Consider the following 17,094-nt stretch of genomic DNA (forward strand, 5'->3'; position numbering starts at 1 on the left):
TTGCTATCTTGTTGTAGCATATTCAAAAGGGCACATCCTCGGTTATTAACATTGTTTTTTCCTGATAACGCGCCAACACCTTACTTGCCTGCTTGTGCACTTCAGCCTCGATGTACACATTCTGAGATTCGAGACTGCTGTCACCACGAATGATCGCCAACGCCTTCTTGCGCTCTTCCTCGCCCATGCCAGCCTCTCGCATGCTGCGCTCAAGATTCTGTGAGAAACGGTGCCGCAAGGTATGGGGAGAAAGATGCGCAGGTAGCCTGCCCGGGTAGGCCTTGCGGAGCTGCTCAAAAATTTTGTTAAGGCGAGCCAGTGATAGCGGCTCGCCACCTCCGCTTAGGATCAGATAGTCGTTATCGATTTCGGCTCTATCAAGTAGGATAGGACGCCACTCAGTAATATACTCATCGACAGCCCTCGCGAAGATCGGACTCATGAAGATCGGGCGAGCGTTGCGCTTTACTTCCGGGCGTGGCCTGCGAGTGTCGTTCGGGTCTGGCGGGCGCACGACTACATTCACCTGCGATGCCGAGCTAACCACGACGTCCTCGACACGCAATGACAACAGCTCGCCTCGGCGAAGCCCCGCCTGGAGCATTAAAAGCATTGCAACAAAGTTGCGGTGCCCCAGTGCATCTTGGCGCTGACGCGACTCTTTGGCTTTCTGGCGACTTTTCTTTTGTGCCGGGGTGGCGCCCTTCTTGAAGGGTGGAATCTTGGTAAGCTTACCGATTCCCTTGCCATGGATCGGATTCAGGCACTCGATCAAAAACGCTTGCTCCTGATCCGTCAGACTCTTGCTCGCACTCGCCCGAGCAGTTGGTGCGGCGCTGATATAGCCTTCATTGAACCAACTCGCGATCCGTGCCTGGTTTTCTTTAACCCGTTCGCGCAACCGATGCTCCGACGGCATTCCAACCAGACACGTGTTGAAATACCAACGCAGAAAAGCTGCGGTTGTCAGCAGTCTTTGATTGAAGGTGGCTGGTTCGACAACCAGTTTTTTAACTTTTCCACGCGCTCGGTCGCGCCGGAGCATAAAAAAAAGGCTACCTACAATCTCGGCCTCGGTAAAACCTAGGCCGCTACTAACTCGCTGCCAAAGATCGACTCGCTGCGCCTGCAGCCACTCAAAGAATGGCATTAGCTCCCGAGCATTGCGGATCAGTGTGTTCGGTTTAAGATGCTGACGAGCCAGAATGAACTCGTTCGCGCTCGGGATTGGCATATCGTCTTCATCGATCAGCAGCGGCACTTCATGTCCGGCTGGCTGCCGGATAGCCTCGACTCGCATCCTCTTGCCCCTTACGCTCTTTAACTATACATGCAGATATATGCTACACGCTTAAATTACGCATCATTTTTATACTTATATCTTAAAAAAGAAACTATACAAAGCATATTCCAGGTACAAAAATGCCGCTCCATAACTATACGCCATAGAGCGACCATTAATTTAAACTAAACAATTGTAAATACTAAGAAATATAGCTAAAAATCAAAGTGGCAACGTTACATCTGATTTTGGAACAGGTCAGAAGGGGATTTCATCATCGAAGTCATCGAAATTGCCCGGATCGGGAGCGCCATAGTTATTGTTCTGCTGCTGACCTTGTTGCTGACCCTGCTGCTGGCCCTGCTGCGAAGGCGCTGGCTGGGGCTGAGGTGGACGTTGCTGACCACCCTGCTGAGGGTTGGCATAGCCGCTTTGCTGGGGAGGCTGGTTGCCACCGCCCTGGTAGCCACCCTGTTGAGGCTGCTGTGCGCCCTGGTAGCCGCCCTGCTGGCCACCATCGCCGCGGCCGTCCAGCATCTGCATGTCGTTGGCGACGATCTCGGTGCTATAACGGTCCTGGCCGTTTTGATCCTGCCATTTTCGCGTCTGCAAACGACCCTCAATGTAGAGCTTAGAGCCCTTCTTGAGATATTGCTGCCCGATTTCAGCCAGCTTGTTGAACATTACCACCCGATGCCATTCAGTACGCTCCTGGCGCTGTCCGCTCTGCTTGTCCATCCAGGTGTCGGTAGTCGCCACGTTGAGATTGGCCACCGCCGTGCCCGAGGGCGTAAAACGCACCTCCGGATCTTGTCCCAGATTACCGATCAAAATGACCTTGTTGATGCCGCGGGCCATGACGAACTCCTTATTAAAAGATGTTTAAAAAACCGATGTTGAAAAAAGCTGTTGTTCAAAAAAAGTAGACTTGAATCTGGGTGGGGCTACCGTCCACGGCAACACTCACTACCTCATTTTTCCTTGCTGGAAGGACTGGCCATCAGACGTGACAGGGCGTCTTGATCCAGCTGTTTGCGATTCACTTTCAAATACGCCAGCCGCTCTTCCGGCACCACCATCACATCTTCCACCCCGGCCACATCGGCCAGGCGCAACATCAGGGCGTCCAGTGCAGCATCATGGGTATCATCGTCCAGCGCAATCACTTCACTGGAAAGTGGTGGCGGCGGCGGCATTTTCCACATGGCCACCAGCCATCCCAGTGAAAGCAGGGCGCTGCCGATGAAGACCGCCTCCTGCCCCCCGTAGTGCGCCAGGGCACCACCCAAGGTGCCGCCCAGAAACGCCCCCAAAAACTGGCTGGTGGAGTAAACCCCCATGGCCGTGCCCTTGGCACCGGCAGGCGCCAGTTTGCTGATCATGGAAGGTAGTGTCGCTTCGAGCAAGTTGAAACCTGTAAAAAATATCAGCAGCCAGGCAAACAACCAGAGGCCGCTGGAAGCCGGCGTTCCTAGCCCGAACAGGCTGAGCATGATGGCGGTAATCGCCAGCAAGCACATGGCTTTCATGCGGTAGGTCTTTTCCGCCACGATCACCAGCGGCACCATGGCAACGAACGCTACGCCCATCACGCCCAGATACGCCAGCCCATGATGCTCAATGGCGACACCCGCCTCGAGCAGCCGAAACGGCACCACCACAAAGATCGCCATCAGCACCAGGTGCAGGGCAAAGATCGACAAATCCAACCGCCACAGATCCGGGCGACGAATGACACTCTTGAACTGTTTCCGATCCATGCTGACGTCGCGGTGGCGAACGCGGCGCGGCGCGGCGGGCACCCATTTCCACAGCACCACAAGGCTGCATAGCGCAAGCACCGCGGTAACCCAAAATACGCCACTCAGCCCTACCCACGCCGCTAACCATGGCCCCAGCACCATCGCCACGGCAAATGATACTCCGATCGAAATCCCGATAGTCGCCATGGCGGCGGTACGCACCTGCTCGCGGGTTTGATCCGCCAGCAGTGCCATGATGGCCGCGGCTACCGCACCGCTGCCTTGCAGGGCACGCCCGGCAATTACCCCGGCGATGCTATCCGCCAGGGCCGCTACCACACTGCCCAGCAAGAAGATGAGCAAGCCAATCGCAATCACCTTCTTGCGCCCTAAGCGGTCGGAAAGCACACCGAACGGAATTTGCAGCACGGCTTGAGTCAGGCCGTAAATCCCCAGTGCCACACCGATCAGTAAAGGCGTCGCTCCGGCCAGATTGTCTGCATACAACGCCAGCACCGGCAACACCATGAACAAACCCAGCATGCGCGTGGCATACAGACCTGCCAAACCGCTGATCGCGCGGCGTTCAGACCCCAGCAGCAGTGCGGAAACCTTGCGCATATCACCCTATATTCTGTGGTGGGAGGCTATCCAGCCAATGAGAGAACCCTGCATTCTAGCGGTTTGCTGCTTGACTGGAAACGGCTTGCGGCAACAGGCGCTGGGAAACCCGCTTTGCTGCCGGTGCCCATGCGCCCGTATAATCGATCTTTTGCCGTGCGTTTCGAGGTGTCGATGGACAGCATTCTGGTCAGGGGTGCCCGCACCCATAACCTCAAGCAGATAGACGTGGAATTGCCCCGCAACCGACTGATCGTGATCACCGGCCTATCGGGTTCCGGCAAGTCATCACTGGCGTTCGATACGTTGTATGCCGAAGGCCAGCGCCGCTATGTGGAATCGCTCTCCACCTACGCTCGCCAGTTTCTTTCGATGATGGAAAAGCCCGACGTGGATCATATCGAAGGGCTTTCCCCGGCGATTTCCATCGAGCAGAAATCCACCTCCCACAATCCACGCTCCACCGTGGGTACGATTACCGAAATCTACGACTATCTGCGTCTGCTGTTCGCCAGAGCGGGCACACCGCGCTGCCCGGAGCATGGTGAAGACCTTGAGGCGCAGACCGTTTCACAGATGGTCGATCAAGTGCTCGGCCTGGCCGAAGGCGAGAAGCTGATGCTGCTGGCGCCTGTGGTCAAGGGGCGCAAGGGCGAGCACCTTCAATTGCTCGCCGAGCTGCGCGCCCAGGGTTTCGTCCGTGTGCTGATCGATGGCCAGATACTCGAACTTGACGATATCGCGCCACTCGACAAGCGCAAGAAGCACGATATCAGCGTGGTGGTGGATCGCTTCAAGGTACGCGATGACTTGGCCCTGCGCCTGGCGGAATCATTCGAGACCGCGCTCTCTCTGGCAGACGGTACCGCCATGATTCATTTCATGGATGGCACGCACCAGGACATGGCTTTTTCCGCACGCTTTGCCTGCCCGGTGTGCGGCTATTCGCTGGCGGAACTTGAGCCACGCATGTTCTCTTTCAACAACCCGGCGGGTGCCTGCCCCACCTGTGACGGCTTGGGCGTTCAGCAATACTTCGACCCTGACAAGTTCATCACCCATCCCGAGCTGTCCCTCGCGGAAGGTGTGATCAAGGGCTGGGACCGGCGCAACATCTATTACTTTACCCAGCTGCAAGCGCTTGCCGAGCACTACCGTTTTGCGCTTGAAACGCCCTGGAAGGATCTCGCCCGTCACGAGCGCGACATTATCCTTCACGGCAGCGGTGACGAGGCGATTCCCTTTAGCTATGTCAGCGATCGCGGCCGCAAGGTGACCCGCGAACATCCTTTCGAGGGCGTACTCCCCAACATGCAGCGGCGTTACCGGGAAACCGAGTCGAGCATGGTACGTGACGACCTGGCCAAGCATATTGCCGTGCAGCCCTGTACCACTTGTCATGGCTCACGCCTGCGCAAGGAATCCCGCCATGTCTATATCGACGACCATACCATCGCCGATATCGTGCATTTCCCGATCGGCGAGGCGTGGGGATATTTCGCCCAGCTCACGCTGCCAGGGCGTAAAGGGGAAATCGCCGAGAAAATCGTCAGCGAAATCCATGCGCGTCTTGAGTTTCTGGTCAATGTGGGACTGGATTACCTTAACCTGGAGCGTAGCGCCGATACGCTCTCGGGTGGCGAAGCCCAGCGCATCCGTCTCGCCAGCCAGATCGGTGCCGGCCTGGTGGGGGTCATGTACATCCTCGATGAACCTTCCATCGGCCTGCATCAACGCGACAATGACCGCTTGCTGAAAACCCTGGAACGCCTGCGCGATCTAGGCAATACCGTGATCGTGGTCGAGCACGACGAAGAGGCCATTCGTGCCGCTGACCACGTTCTGGATATCGGCCCTGGCGCCGGCGTGCATGGCGGAGAGATCGTCGCTCAGGGCACACCCCAGGACGTCATGGACAACCCTGCGTCGCTGACCGGCCAATACTTGAGCGGTAAACGTCGGATCGAAATGCCGCCGTATCGCATTCCCGGCAACCCGGAAAAACAACTGGTGCTGCATGGCGCCACCGGCAATAACCTTCAGGATGTTACCCTTCATTTGCCGTTGGGATTATTCATCTGCATCACCGGGGTGTCCGGCTCAGGCAAGTCGACCCTGATCAACGGCACCTTGATGCCGATTGCCGCTCGGGATCTCAATCGCGCCACTACCCTGACCCCGGCGCCCTATACGCAAATCGAAGGGCTCGATCTGCTGGACAAGGTGATCGACATCGACCAGAGCCCCATCGGGCGTACCCCCCGTTCCAACCCGGCCACCTATACCGGCATTTTCACTCCGATTCGTGAGTTGTTTGCCGGCACTCAGGAAGCCCGTTCACGCGGCTATAAACCCGGTCGATTCTCGTTCAACGTCAAGGGTGGGCGCTGCGAGTCATGCCAGGGCGAAGGCCTGATCAAGGTGGAAATGCACTTTCTGCCCGATATCTACGTGCCTTGCGACGTCTGCAAGGGCAAGCGCTACAACCGCGAAACCCTGGATATCCATTACAAGGGCAAGAACATTCATAATGTCCTGGAAATGACCGTAGAGGATGCTCTGGAATTCTTCAGCCCGGTTCCCGCCATCGCCCGACGCCTGCAAACCTTGCTCGACGTGGGGCTTGCCTACATCCGCCTGGGCCAGAGCGCCACTACCCTTTCCGGCGGCGAGGCCCAACGCGTCAAGCTGGCACGGGAACTGGCCAAACGCGATACCGGCAAGACTCTGTATATTCTTGACGAACCGACGACCGGGTTACACTTCGAAGACATCCGTCAACTGCTGACCGTCCTTCATCGCCTGCGTGACCATGGCAATACGATTGTGGTGATAGAACACAATCTTGACGTGATCAAGACTGCCGACTGGCTGATCGACCTGGGTCCGGAAGGCGGCTCGGGTGGCGGACGTATCATCGCTGAAGGCACGCCCGAGCACGTGGCAAAACAGTCAGTCTCACATACGGGGCGTTTTCTCCAACCGTTGCTTGAGCGGCACGCTGAGTCATGAGGATTCTAAAAGGAAGCAAGCAAGCGAAAGTGGGATAAAAATATTGTCAGGGCTTTTACAGGTGGGGGCTTCTCATGGATTACTCAGATAGCTGTATCGTTCGGCATTTCGATTACTATTGCGCTCTGAGCCCAAAGGACAAAAAAATACTGGCAGCACTCGAAGAAAACCCCATTAAGATCTCCCGCGGCACGTCGCTTTGGCAAGAAGGCGAGAACGCCGACGAATTCTACACACTGAGCCAAGGATGGGCCTACTCTTACCGCTACCTGGAAAACGGCGCTCGACAAATTCTCGAGGTATATCTGCCAGGGGATATTCTCGGGCTGCAGGAATTCGCCTTTACCGATCGCCTGGAAGGGGTAGCCATGATCGAGGATGGGATAATCTGCCCCTTTCCGCATCAGCGTATGCTGGAGCTGTTCAGTGAATCGCTGACCTTGACTGCGGTGATGTTTGCCATCGCCAGTCGTCAGCAGGCCTTGCTTTCCGAGCGTCTGGTAAGTGTCTCTCGACGTAGCGCCCGAGAAAGACTGGCGCATTTTCTTCACGAAATATTTCTGCGCCAGCGGCAGACCGACCCGAAAGGCGGCGCCAAGATGCGCCTGCCGCTGACTCAAGAACAGCTTGGCGATCTTCTCGGCATGACCTCGGTCCACGTCAGCCGTACGTTTTCCGTCTTGAACGAAGCCAAGCTGGCTTATCGTAACCGCTATCATGTCACCATTCCCGACCTGAAGGCCCTGGCCAAGGAGGGTGGTTTCGACGAGCGTTACCTCAATAGCGACCTGACCTGCTTTCTTCGCAAGAATCCACCGACCCCACCCTTAGCCAAGGCATTCGATACCTAGCAATCAAACGCAATGCGAGCAGCGTCAACACCCATTTGCAAAGGCTGCTGGCGAACTAAACTACCAGTTCACCCCAACGCCGACATGATAGAGGGTATCGCGTAAATCTTCGGCGCTATTCTCGACCCAGTCGGCCTCTATCGCCATATTGAGCGACATCCACTCGGTTAGTGGGTAGCGCACGCCGGTTTCCGCATTGAACTGAAAGCCGGTAGCGCCAGAGAAAGCACGCCCGGTGCGGCCTGTTGCGTAAAGCTCAAAAAGCTCCTGCCAGAAATGGCGATTGAACTGCCACTGCAATGCCCAAGAGAAAAAGCGCTCTTCGGGGTGGCTTGCATAGGTAAAGCGGTTGCGGGTGAGCAGCGCCGAGAGCGAAAATGCGCTCTGCTCGGTATCCCAGAACTGATAACCCGGCCCCAATCCGAGCGCAAAGCGGTGGGAAATATCCTCCTCCCAATCGCGTTTCCAGCTCACCCGCCCCTGCCAAAAGCGTTTTCGGGTAACAAAACGTTCGGGCGAGTAGGCGAGTTCCCAGTCGTTGTCGCGCCGCTCATTATCGCGGTACTCACGGTGATAGTTTCCCCGCCACCTGTGGCGCCACACCCCCTGGGTCACATGTTGGCGCAGGTCGATATCGACTTCGTGCGTATCCACGGCACTGTTTTCGTACTCTACCGCCACATCGACACCGCCGCGGGAGGAGAATGGGCGATCTTCCGGACGATTCCTTTCACTCGTCTTCGCCAACGCCGGGGGAGTGCTAACCGGCATCTCTGCCCCGCTCCACTCCACCCGCGTGACGTGTTCGGCTTGGATGTGGATGACACCGGCAACGTCCGACGCCACCTGCCACTCGCTCACCGTGTGACGCAGCACCGTCCCGGTAATACGGTCGCCATTTTCCAGCCATAGCGTGTCGGCTGCCAAGGGCAACGGCACCCATAGCCAGCAGAACAGCAAATACAATTTCCCCCCGCAAGCGCGAGGGGAGACCGAACGGCCAGCCGCCACCCTCGGCACTAGCGACCCGTTACCCGCACTTCGACCATCCGCAGCCGGCATAGCAGGTGGGGCAGCCATCCATCATGATCAATTCACCACGACATTCGGGGCAGTGTCCGACGACGGCCGGACCCTCCCCTTTAGGCTTTTTTGCCGAGGTAACCGTCACGGTGGGCTCTGCCTGGGCCGTCTCGCTCGCCTCTTCCGGCGGGTGCCAGGCATAACCATGCGTCATGCGGTGAGCATAGCGCTCGACCAGGGTCTCCACCGCCACCTGGTTGCCATCGGCATCCAGAAAGCCCCGGCGATAAAGTATCTGCTGAATTGACCAGGCAATCGCCGCCACTTCGGAATCGTGGAACATCGGTTTGTTCCATTGATTCATGCCACAGCGCACCAGTCCTTTGTCCCAGGCTACCTTGCGTAGATCCGCCACCGCCTGGGTAACGTAGCCACCCCGTGCGGCCAATGACAGACTACGCATGGTGGCGGTAATCCATTGGTGTTCGCTTGAAAGCTGGCCTGAGGGGAAGAAAAACTCCACCGGCCGCTCGATCACCACGCGCTTGCCACCCAGTACGCCTTCCACCGGCATGAACGACACCAAGAGGTAGACTTTCTTGCGTCCTTCCGCACCGACATAGGAAATCTTTTCCGAAACGGCTTCCAAGGTGCCTTCGGGGCGCGAAGGAATACGCACCGTCAGGGGATTTTCTTCCTGAAGCTCCGGCACGGCTGCCGGCTGCTCCTTTTGCTTGATGCGATATCCGACGATCTTGGATTTTATTTCAACGGTCATCAGTCAGTCCCTTCGGTCAGCAGAATGTGTGCGTTTCGCGCTTGATGGAAAACCTCACCATTTGCCATAGGTGCCTTCCTTCAGTCCATCGAACAGATTGGCGGCATTGTGCTCCTCGCCATCGTAAACCACGGTTTCATCACCGGTAAGTTCCAGTGTCTCACCGTTTTCCAGCTCGAATACATAGGTGGTGTTCTTGAGATCGTCCTCACGCACCAGTACGCCCTGGAAGGCTTCAGGGTTGAAGCGGAAGGTGGTGCAACCCTTGAGACGGCTTTCGTAGGCCTGCAGATAAAGGCTCTCGAATTTCTCGAAAGGGAAATCCGTGGGTACGTTGACCGTCTTGGAAATCGCCGAGTCGATCCAGTTCTGTGACGCCGCCTGTACCGCCACATGCTGTTCCGGGGTCACCGAATCGGCCGTGACGAAGTAATCCGGCAGATCGCTTTCCACCGCATCGCTGGCGATGAAGTGGCGATAGGCGGCCAGCTCGAACGACACGACTTCGACTTGCTCCTTGGTCTTCTTGCCGGACTGGATGATGTTGCGGAAATAGCGATGCGAGAACGAGGGCTCGATGCCGTTGGACGCATTGTTGCCCATCGACAGGCTGATGGTACCGGTCGGGGCGATTGAGCTGTGGTGAGTGAATCGCGCGCCCTGCTCCGCCAGTGCCGCAACCAATTCCGGCTCGAGCTCGGCGATCTTGGCCATGTACTGGCTGTAGCGAGCGTGCAGGATGCGCCCCGGCACCTTGTCGCCAATTTCGTACCCGTCCTTGGCCAGCTGCGGGCGTTCGCGCATCATCTTGGCGGTAATGACGTGCTCTTCTTCCAGCACCGGTGCCATGCCCTTCTCGCGAGAAAGCTCCAGCGCCTGCTTCCAGCCTTCAATCGCCAGGTTGCGGCTGACTTCCTCGGTGAAAGCCAGCGACTGCGCAGAGCCGTAGGGAATCTTGAGCATGGTCAGGGTGGAGCCCAGGCCCAGAAAACCCATGCCATGACGACGCTTGGCTTCAATTTCACGCTGCTGCTGGGGCAAGGGCAGACCGGCAATTTCCACCACGTTATCCAGCATACGCGTGAAGATCGCCACTACCTTGCGGTAGCGGTCCCAGTCGAAACGCGGCTTCTTGCCAAAGGGGTCAATAACGAACTGGGTCAGGTTGATCGATCCAAGCAGACAAGCGCCTTCCGGCGGCAAGGGTTGCTCACCGCAAGGATTGGTGGCGCGAATGTCTTCGCAGAACCAGTTGTTGTTCATGCGATTGACCTGGTCGATCAGGATAAAGCCCGGCTCGGCGTAGTCGTAGGTGGAACGCATGATGGTATCCCACAATTCACGCGCCTTGATGACTTCGATGATACGGCAAGCCACCCGGCCTTCGTCGTCTAGGGTGTAACCATCCTCGATTACCGGCCAGTCGCGGTAGATCAGGCCTTCCGCCTTGACGTCATCCTTCTCGCCGTGGTGCAGCGGGAAAGCCAGCGGCCAGTCGGTATCGTTCTTGACCGCTTCCATGAACTCGTCGGTGATCAACAAGCTCAGGTTGAACTGGCGCAGACGCCCGGCTTCGCGCTTGGCCTGGATGAACTCACGCACATCGGGATGGCCGACATCGAAAGTGCCCATCTGGGCGCCACGGCGGCCACCGGCCGAAGCCACGGTGAAACACATCTTGTCGTAGATATCCATGAACGCCAAGGGGCCGTTGGTGCCGGCACCGGCGCCGAATACGAAGGCACCCTTGTGACGCAAGGTGGAAAAATCATAGCCGATACCGGCACCGGACTTCAGCGTCATGCCCGCATCCACCACGCTATCCAGAATATCGCGCATGGAGTCGCGAATAGTGCGTGAAACGGTACAGTTGATCAGGCTGACCGCCGGCTTATAGTCTTCCGCGCCGGCATTGGATAAAATCCGCCCGGCAGGTATCGCGCCATGTTCCATCGCCCAGCGGAACTTGGGCAGCCACTCCTCCGCCTTGTCGCCTTCCACTGCGGCAAGGGCACGCGCTACCCGCTCGAAGGTGCCGCCGACATCTTTGTCCACCGGCCGGCTATGGCGATCCTTGAGGCGATACTTGGCATCCCAGATTTCCCGCGACGGCCCTTGTAGCGGAACATCATGGGAGATCTTGCTGGCCTTGGTAGAGGTGCTCATGTCGCGGGACTCCTTCACAGCGAGACGGAATTGGTGACCGGAAATGCGGCGATTATACGGACTGCACGGATGAAGTATAGACTTGACTTTCCACCATATGGGCCATTTTTTATATAATCTTCTACCATATGTAGACACTCGCAAGGAAAACAGCATCTTAGCTTTTTTCCTTGTCTCAGCCGTTATAGGCTGGCATTTCACTATCAGTCGATGTATCAGCTAATGCGTTCAATTTGCCATTTCCCTTCCCGTTTCCTCCTCGCCGTCGGTCTGAGCCTGGCGCTGGGTACTTCTGTGCATGGCGCCACTTTCAATATTGAAGACAGCGTTCAGCATATGCATTGGCAATCGATGAGCTTGGTGCTTGGCGATGAACGTCACTTTCGCGCCGTGGAAACCCACAGCTATTCCGATGCTTCCCTGAGCCTCAATGCCACCGCGGGTGTCTGTGATCTACCCTGGCTGGAGATGCGCGTGGAGCTCGATGAGCGTCAGGGGAAAAGCCGTGCGGTGAACCTGGTGCCGGCGCGCCTACGCGTGGATGAGGCCATTCGCCACGAGAGCATGGCGGAGTTCATCACCGAGCGCGGAGACAGCGGTTTTTATACGCACTTTTATCTGAACGATGTGACGTCACTTATCGAGGAAATGCGCGAGGGAGACGCTTTTTATCTAGGCTTCGAACAAGGAGAACAAGCGCCCTGGTACATGACCTTCAGCCTTCAGGGCGCAGAGGCTGCCATTGAGCGCATGCAAGCGGCCTGTCATGCCAACACCAACGCCTCGATCGGCACCGGGCGTGAAAACAGATAGCCTTGATATGCCATGCAGCCATGCTCATAAAGCCATTGGCGATGCGCCTGGGTCTCCACCCCTTCAGCGATCACGTCCAGCTCCAGGCTTTGCGCCAAGGCAATGACGGTACGCACGATGGCCTCATCAATGGGATCATCCAGCACATCACGCACAAACGACTGGTCGATCTTGAGTTGATCCAGAGGCAATCGCTTGAGATAAGCCAGCGAGGAATAACCGGTACCGAAGTCGTCCAGAGAGAAGCAAATCCCCTCATTTCGCAGCGTGACCATGCGGGCTCGCACCGTATCGACTTCTTCCATGAACAAGCTTTCGGTCACTTCCAGTTTCAACCGGTGAGGGTTCGCACCCGTATGCGCGAGAATATTGAGTACCTCTTCAACGAAACCGGCCTGACGAAACTGATTGGGGCTGACGTTGACGGCAATACTCAATCCTTCAGTGGCCGGGGAGCGAGCCCATAATGCCAATTGCCGGCAGGCGGTTTTCAGCACCCAGGCACCAATGGGCGTGATCAGGTTGTTTTCTTCGGCCAAGGGAATGAATTCAGCCGGCGACACCATCCCGCGAACCGGATGGTCCCAACGCAGCAGTGCTTCCACGCCGACCACCACCCCTTGAGCATTCACCTGACTCTGATAGTACAGGCGGAATTCCTGGTTCTCCAAGGCCTGGCGAAGGTCGTTCTCCAACCGGGCTCGATCCACCACCAAGGCTTGCATGGCCGTATCAAAAAAACGCAGGGCATTGCGCCCGGCGAACTTGGCTTGATACATCGCCAGATCCGCCTGCTGGAGAATATCACTGACGCTAACGTCCCTACCGGTAAATAAGGTAATACCGATGCTGCCGGTCACCTGCAGCACATGTTCCTGCACATCGAATGGCGCCATCAGCGACATCAACAACTTATTGGCGATAATTTCGGCATGCGGTGCCGCAAGCGCTAGATCACCTCCCAGCTCGTGCAACATCACCACGAATTCATCGCCCCCCAGACGGGCCACGGTGTCACCGTCACGCACGATCTGCTCGAGACGTCGCGCCACACCTTGCAGCAACGCATCGCCCAGGTAATGCCCGAGGCTATCGTTGATGGTCTTGAAATTATCCAGATCGATGAACATGACGGCAGTGTAGTGCCCGTCTCGCTGCGTATCCTTGAGCGCGGCCTCCAGGCGGTCGATCAGCAGGCGACGATTAGGCAAGCCGGTAAGGGCATCATAAAATGCCAGCTGATGAATTTCCTTTTCGGCGGCCTTGCGCTGGGTAATATCGCTCAGCGTGGCCACGTAATTAGCAATGGCACCGGCGTCATTACGCACCACGCTGATGGTCAACCATTGGGGATATATTTCACCGTTCTTGCGCCGGTTCCATACTTCGCCTTGCCAGCTATCCTTTGCTTTCAAGCGCTGCCATATAGTGCGATAGAAGGCGGCATCGTGACGCCCGGAACTCAAGAATCGAGGGTTGCATCCAAGCACTTCCTCGGCAGCGTAACCGGTAATCGTGGTGAAGGTGGCATTGACCTGAACGATACGGTTCTCTGCATCGGAAATGAACATACCCAAATGCGTTTCAAACGCCATGGCGGCGATCTTAAGCTGGGCGGCTTCCAATTCACTGGCCTGCTGTGCCTGAAGCTGGGTCTCCATCTCCATGGCCAGGCGGTTGCGGTGTTGACGCAGTTCCTGTTCCGCGGCATGCAGATGACGGTAATGGCGCATTCCCACCGCCCCCATTACCACTAATGCCAACCAGCCCGCCATCAACGCCCAGAATCGCCGCCACCAATCATTCAAATAAAAGGCGGTGTCCGTACCGGCAATCACTACCCAAGGGGCATTTTCCAACTTACGCGCGCTGTAAAGCCGATGCACTCCATCCACTGGCGAGTCCCTGACCCAGCTTCCACGAATATCGCTTCCCGACAGAAATGCGAGTAATTGCGGGGTACGCACTTCCGTCCCCAACGCTATGCTCGCGGCAGTTCCCGCTTGTGCACGCCGTGCCAACACCCGAGGTTTGGCATCTACCAATCCCAGGCTGGTGCCTTCATTCAATGTCAGGCGCTCCAGCATGTCGGCAAATAGAGAAGGGTGAAGTCGCGCCAAGGCCAGCCCTTGCAATTCCCCTTCAGGGCTTTCCAGACGTAAGGCGTGTAAGAGGCGCAAGTCTCCTGATGCGGTTTCGGATGCATACAACCCGGAAATCGCCTCCAATACAGGGGCATTGGGTCTTAACAAAGGAGTGAAAAAATCGTACTGATCAAGTTCGATGTGCGTCGCCGACGAAGAGAACGTCGACGCGATAATCCGCCCGGAGGGTGACACCAGGGCGACTTCCTCCCAGAATTCCAGACTGTCGCGACGGCGAACCAGCAGCGTCGCCAATGCGTCGGCATTGATGCTGCCCGGTTGCGTCTGCGTCAGGTCGTAAAGTTCTTTTATTCCTCGCAGTGAATGTGCCGAGGCAATCAAGGTACTGTCCACCCATTGGGCCACCATGTCTGCGCTTGCCACGCTACGTGATTGCGCCCCACGCTGCTCTTCACCATGGTGTTTATGCATTTCCCAACCCAGCAGGCACAATAATAACAAGCCAATCACAAACCCTGTAAAGCTGGCTTGGGAGGGCGATATTCGCCACTTCATGGCAGGGATTGACTGTACCGGACCGACTACACTCACGCCTTACCCTCCTTAACGACACCAAACAAGACGGCCATTTCCGTTCAAGGTGCCTTGGCGCCAGGCTCAAGGTCTGTTCCCTGTGCAAGTTCTACCCGGTTACGTCCGCTACGCTTGGCTCGGTACATAGCGGCATCCGCTCGCCCTATCATCGTCTTGCATGAATCTCCGGCATGCCAGTCCGCCAATCCGATGCTGACCGTAATCGATTGTTCAAGTCCTGTCACCTCCAGTGACGCAATCAAGGTCCGAAGTCTCTCGGCCAACCCCACTGCAGCTTCCAGATCCGAGTGGGTGGCAAGCACGATGAACTCCTCCCCTCCCCATCGCCCCAAATGGTCACAGCCCCGTAATGAGCCTTCCACGAGGGCGGCAAGCGCCACCAGCACGTCATCACCCAAGGCATGGCCATAGGTGTCGTTAATAGCTTTGAAGTTATCCACATCAAACAGCAACAGGCAAAACGGCGTACCGTAACGCTGGGCAGCAACCAACTCTGCATCAATTGCCTGTTCAATGCGGTAGCGGTTCCACACCTGGGTCAAGGGGTCAAAGTGCGCCAGCTGCTCCAGCCGCTGATTGGCTTTCGCCAGGGCTTGTCGCTCGGTTTGCAAATGAGCATTCAAGGTGCTGATTTCATAAGCGGAAATAGCCAGGGTCAAGTCTTCACCCAGGTCTACGGCAGCTAGTCGCTCAACGCGTTGCCAGGCTTCACTCTTGCCTACCACTTCTTCACGCCAAGCCGCAGAGCGCGCCAGATCGGTCGACATCATGAACTGTCCGGATGCCTCGGTAGGCTGCATCGCCCAATACAGTGTTTCCACCTGTTCAGGTCGAAAAAATACCAGCCAAGTGCGCTGAGATGGGTTCATGGCCAGCGGTATTGCCATCGCGCCACAATGGTTGCCCAAGGGTAGCGTCCTGGCCACGGGGTCATTACGAAGATTTCGGCTACACCAGGGCCGATTATGGGCGTGTGCTGTTTCCAGCCGTGCGGTCAATTGTTCGATGACGGCACTAGCGGGCACCTTGCCGGTACTGATAACTTTGCCATTGATACACAAGGCCACTCCGGTGGAGCGAAATAGTTCCAGCCAGGTAGCTGCCTGCTGCTGCAATAATTGTGCGGGGCTGTAGGGCTCTTCCTGAGGGGCGGGCAGTGCCAGGCTATCCTGCACTCTTTCTAGATAACGGGCTTCCTGGCGGGCACGCAATAGCAGAAGACGCTGCGTAGCCATTTGCACCAAGGCGCGTACCGCATCGCGTATCGAAGGCGGGACCGGATGAGGGGTGGCCGAATGACAGATCACCAGGCCCCACAAGCCGGCATCTCCCTGCATGGCCAGGCTTAACGAGCCCCGAACGCCCATACGGGCCAGATACGCTTGACGCTCAGGTGCCGGGGCACGCAGCAGACTTCCCATTACATCGACATTGATGCCGCTCGTGCTGGGAAGCAAGGTTACCGGCGGCGCCTGAGCATCGGTAATTTTTCGTACGGGTGTGCGCTCATAGCTGCGCCGTAGACTCAATGGAAAGTCGCTGGCGGGAAAGCGCTGCCCCAGCAACCCAGGCAACTTTCCGGATGAGGCTTGTGCCAGCATCAGGCCGTGCCAGTCACTATCGAAGTGGCACACCACCACGCGATCATGTCCGGTAAGTTGTCGAATGGCATGTACCAGACTATCGAGCAAAGCCTCCTGGTGAGGCGCCTCGGCAAGCTGCATCAGGCTCTCATTGACCGTGCCCAACAGACGGCGTTTACTCGAGGTATGAAGAGGTTCCAGCTCGGCCAGGACATGATCGCCACTGCGCAGGGCATTAAGCTGAAAACGTCGGCGTCTACCTTGTACGAGACGAGAAAATGCCAGGGGTCCGGGTAAGCGCGGCGCGCCCCGCATTTCATCTTCCACACGCTTGGCCAATCGTTTACCGAGTAGCGTAGCAACGCTATCTTCCGTTTTGCCCGACCACTCAAGACCGGTCAATTCCGTCAGATTGGCACTGACCTGACATACCCGACGACAGCTAGCATCCAACACCAGCATGGCACCACATGGCTGCAGCCGTGGCGACGATTTCGATAGCGCGATGTTGTCAGGCAATGTTT

Annotated in this window: 11 protein-coding genes; 3 read left to right on the forward strand and 8 right to left on the reverse strand. The window is 57.0% G+C overall.

Annotation, left to right across the window (positions count from 1 at the left end; genetic code table 11):
• Positions 1-22 precede the first annotated feature (22 nt).
• The 3 genes from DU506_RS09730 to DU506_RS09740 form a co-directional block, all read right to left on the reverse strand.
• Entirely contained in the window at positions 23-1,300 is a 1,278-nt protein-coding gene (locus DU506_RS09730; RefSeq protein ID WP_114486746.1) for a site-specific integrase, read from the reverse strand.
• Between the two features lie 240 nt (positions 1,301-1,540).
• Entirely contained in the window at positions 1,541-2,140 is a 600-nt protein-coding gene (gene ssb / locus DU506_RS09735) for a single-stranded DNA-binding protein (protein WP_114486747.1), read from the reverse strand.
• A 113-nt stretch (positions 2,141-2,253) separates the two neighbouring features.
• The gene (locus DU506_RS09740; RefSeq protein ID WP_114486748.1) at positions 2,254-3,645 is read right to left on the reverse strand and encodes an MFS transporter; all 1,392 of its coding nucleotides are present in this window, start codon (positions 3,643-3,645) and stop codon (positions 2,254-2,256) included.
• A 174-nt stretch (positions 3,646-3,819) separates the two neighbouring features.
• Between DU506_RS09740 and uvrA the strand changes: the two genes are divergently transcribed.
• Both uvrA and DU506_RS09750 read left to right on the forward strand, forming a co-directional pair.
• A complete protein-coding gene (gene uvrA / locus DU506_RS09745) occupies positions 3,820-6,657 on the forward strand; it encodes an excinuclease ABC subunit UvrA (RefSeq protein WP_114486781.1) in 2,838 nt (945 codons plus the stop codon).
• Between the two features lie 74 nt (positions 6,658-6,731).
• Positions 6,732-7,508 carry a Crp/Fnr family transcriptional regulator gene (locus DU506_RS09750; protein WP_114486749.1) on the forward strand — a complete coding sequence of 259 codons (777 nt, stop codon included), beginning with the start codon at positions 6,732-6,734 and terminating at the stop codon, positions 7,506-7,508.
• Positions 7,509-7,568: 60 nt separating this feature from the next.
• Here the strand turns inward: DU506_RS09750 and DU506_RS09755 are convergent, their stop codons facing one another.
• The 3 genes from DU506_RS09755 to DU506_RS09765 form a co-directional block, all read right to left on the reverse strand.
• A complete protein-coding gene (locus tag DU506_RS09755; RefSeq protein ID WP_181870732.1) occupies positions 7,569-8,468 on the reverse strand; it encodes a DUF481 domain-containing protein in 900 nt (299 codons plus the stop codon).
• Between the two features lie 70 nt (positions 8,469-8,538).
• Positions 8,539-9,309, reverse strand: a complete 771-nt coding sequence (locus DU506_RS09760) for a ribonucleoside-diphosphate reductase (protein WP_114486751.1) — start codon at positions 9,307-9,309, stop codon at positions 8,539-8,541.
• 54 nt (positions 9,310-9,363) lie between these two features.
• Positions 9,364-11,475: an adenosylcobalamin-dependent ribonucleoside-diphosphate reductase gene (locus DU506_RS09765; RefSeq protein ID WP_114486752.1), complete on the reverse strand. Its 2,112-nt coding sequence runs from the start codon at positions 11,473-11,475 to the stop codon at positions 9,364-9,366.
• A 222-nt stretch (positions 11,476-11,697) separates the two neighbouring features.
• Between DU506_RS09765 and DU506_RS09770 the strand changes: the two genes are divergently transcribed.
• Positions 11,698-12,288 carry a hypothetical protein gene (locus tag DU506_RS09770; protein WP_235825501.1) on the forward strand — a complete coding sequence of 197 codons (591 nt, stop codon included), beginning with the start codon at positions 11,698-11,700 and terminating at the stop codon, positions 12,286-12,288.
• Here DU506_RS09770 and DU506_RS09775 read toward each other — a convergent pair.
• Both DU506_RS09775 and DU506_RS09780 read right to left on the reverse strand, forming a co-directional pair.
• On the reverse strand, positions 12,240-14,984 hold the full coding sequence (locus DU506_RS09775; protein ID WP_114486753.1) for a bifunctional diguanylate cyclase/phosphodiesterase: 2,745 nt from the start codon (positions 14,982-14,984) through the stop codon (positions 12,240-12,242). The genes DU506_RS09770 and DU506_RS09775 overlap by 49 nt on opposite strands.
• A 44-nt stretch (positions 14,985-15,028) precedes the next feature.
• On the reverse strand, positions 15,029-17,089 hold the full coding sequence (locus DU506_RS09780) for a sensor domain-containing diguanylate cyclase (RefSeq protein ID WP_268877314.1): 2,061 nt from the start codon (positions 17,087-17,089) through the stop codon (positions 15,029-15,031).
• Between the last annotated feature and the right edge of the window lie 5 nt (positions 17,090-17,094).

Origin of the sequence: Vreelandella rituensis, from assembly GCF_003336665.1 — a bacterium.
In the GTDB taxonomy this organism is placed as follows: domain Bacteria; phylum Pseudomonadota; class Gammaproteobacteria; order Pseudomonadales; family Halomonadaceae; genus Vreelandella; species Vreelandella rituensis.

What these genes read in the sequence shown, in the direction of transcription:
- DU506_RS09730 (WP_114486746.1), bottom strand. Translation starts at nt 1,300, where the DNA reads ATGCGAGTCGAGGCTATCCGGCAGCCAGCCGGACATGAAGTGCCGCTG.
- ssb (WP_114486747.1), bottom strand. Translation starts at nt 2,140, where the DNA reads ATGGCCCGCGGCATCAACAAGGTCATTTTGATCGGTAATCTGGGACAA.
- DU506_RS09740 (WP_114486748.1), bottom strand. Translation starts at nt 3,645, where the DNA reads ATGCGCAAGGTTTCCGCACTGCTGCTGGGGTCTGAACGCCGCGCGATC.
- uvrA (WP_114486781.1), top strand. Translation starts at nt 3,820, where the DNA reads ATGGACAGCATTCTGGTCAGGGGTGCCCGCACCCATAACCTCAAGCAG.
- DU506_RS09750 (WP_114486749.1), top strand. Translation starts at nt 6,732, where the DNA reads ATGGATTACTCAGATAGCTGTATCGTTCGGCATTTCGATTACTATTGC.
- DU506_RS09760 (WP_114486751.1), bottom strand. Translation starts at nt 9,309, where the DNA reads ATGACCGTTGAAATAAAATCCAAGATCGTCGGATATCGCATCAAGCAA.
- DU506_RS09765 (WP_114486752.1), bottom strand. Translation starts at nt 11,475, where the DNA reads ATGAGCACCTCTACCAAGGCCAGCAAGATCTCCCATGATGTTCCGCTA.
- DU506_RS09770 (WP_235825501.1), top strand. Translation starts at nt 11,698, where the DNA reads ATGCGTTCAATTTGCCATTTCCCTTCCCGTTTCCTCCTCGCCGTCGGT.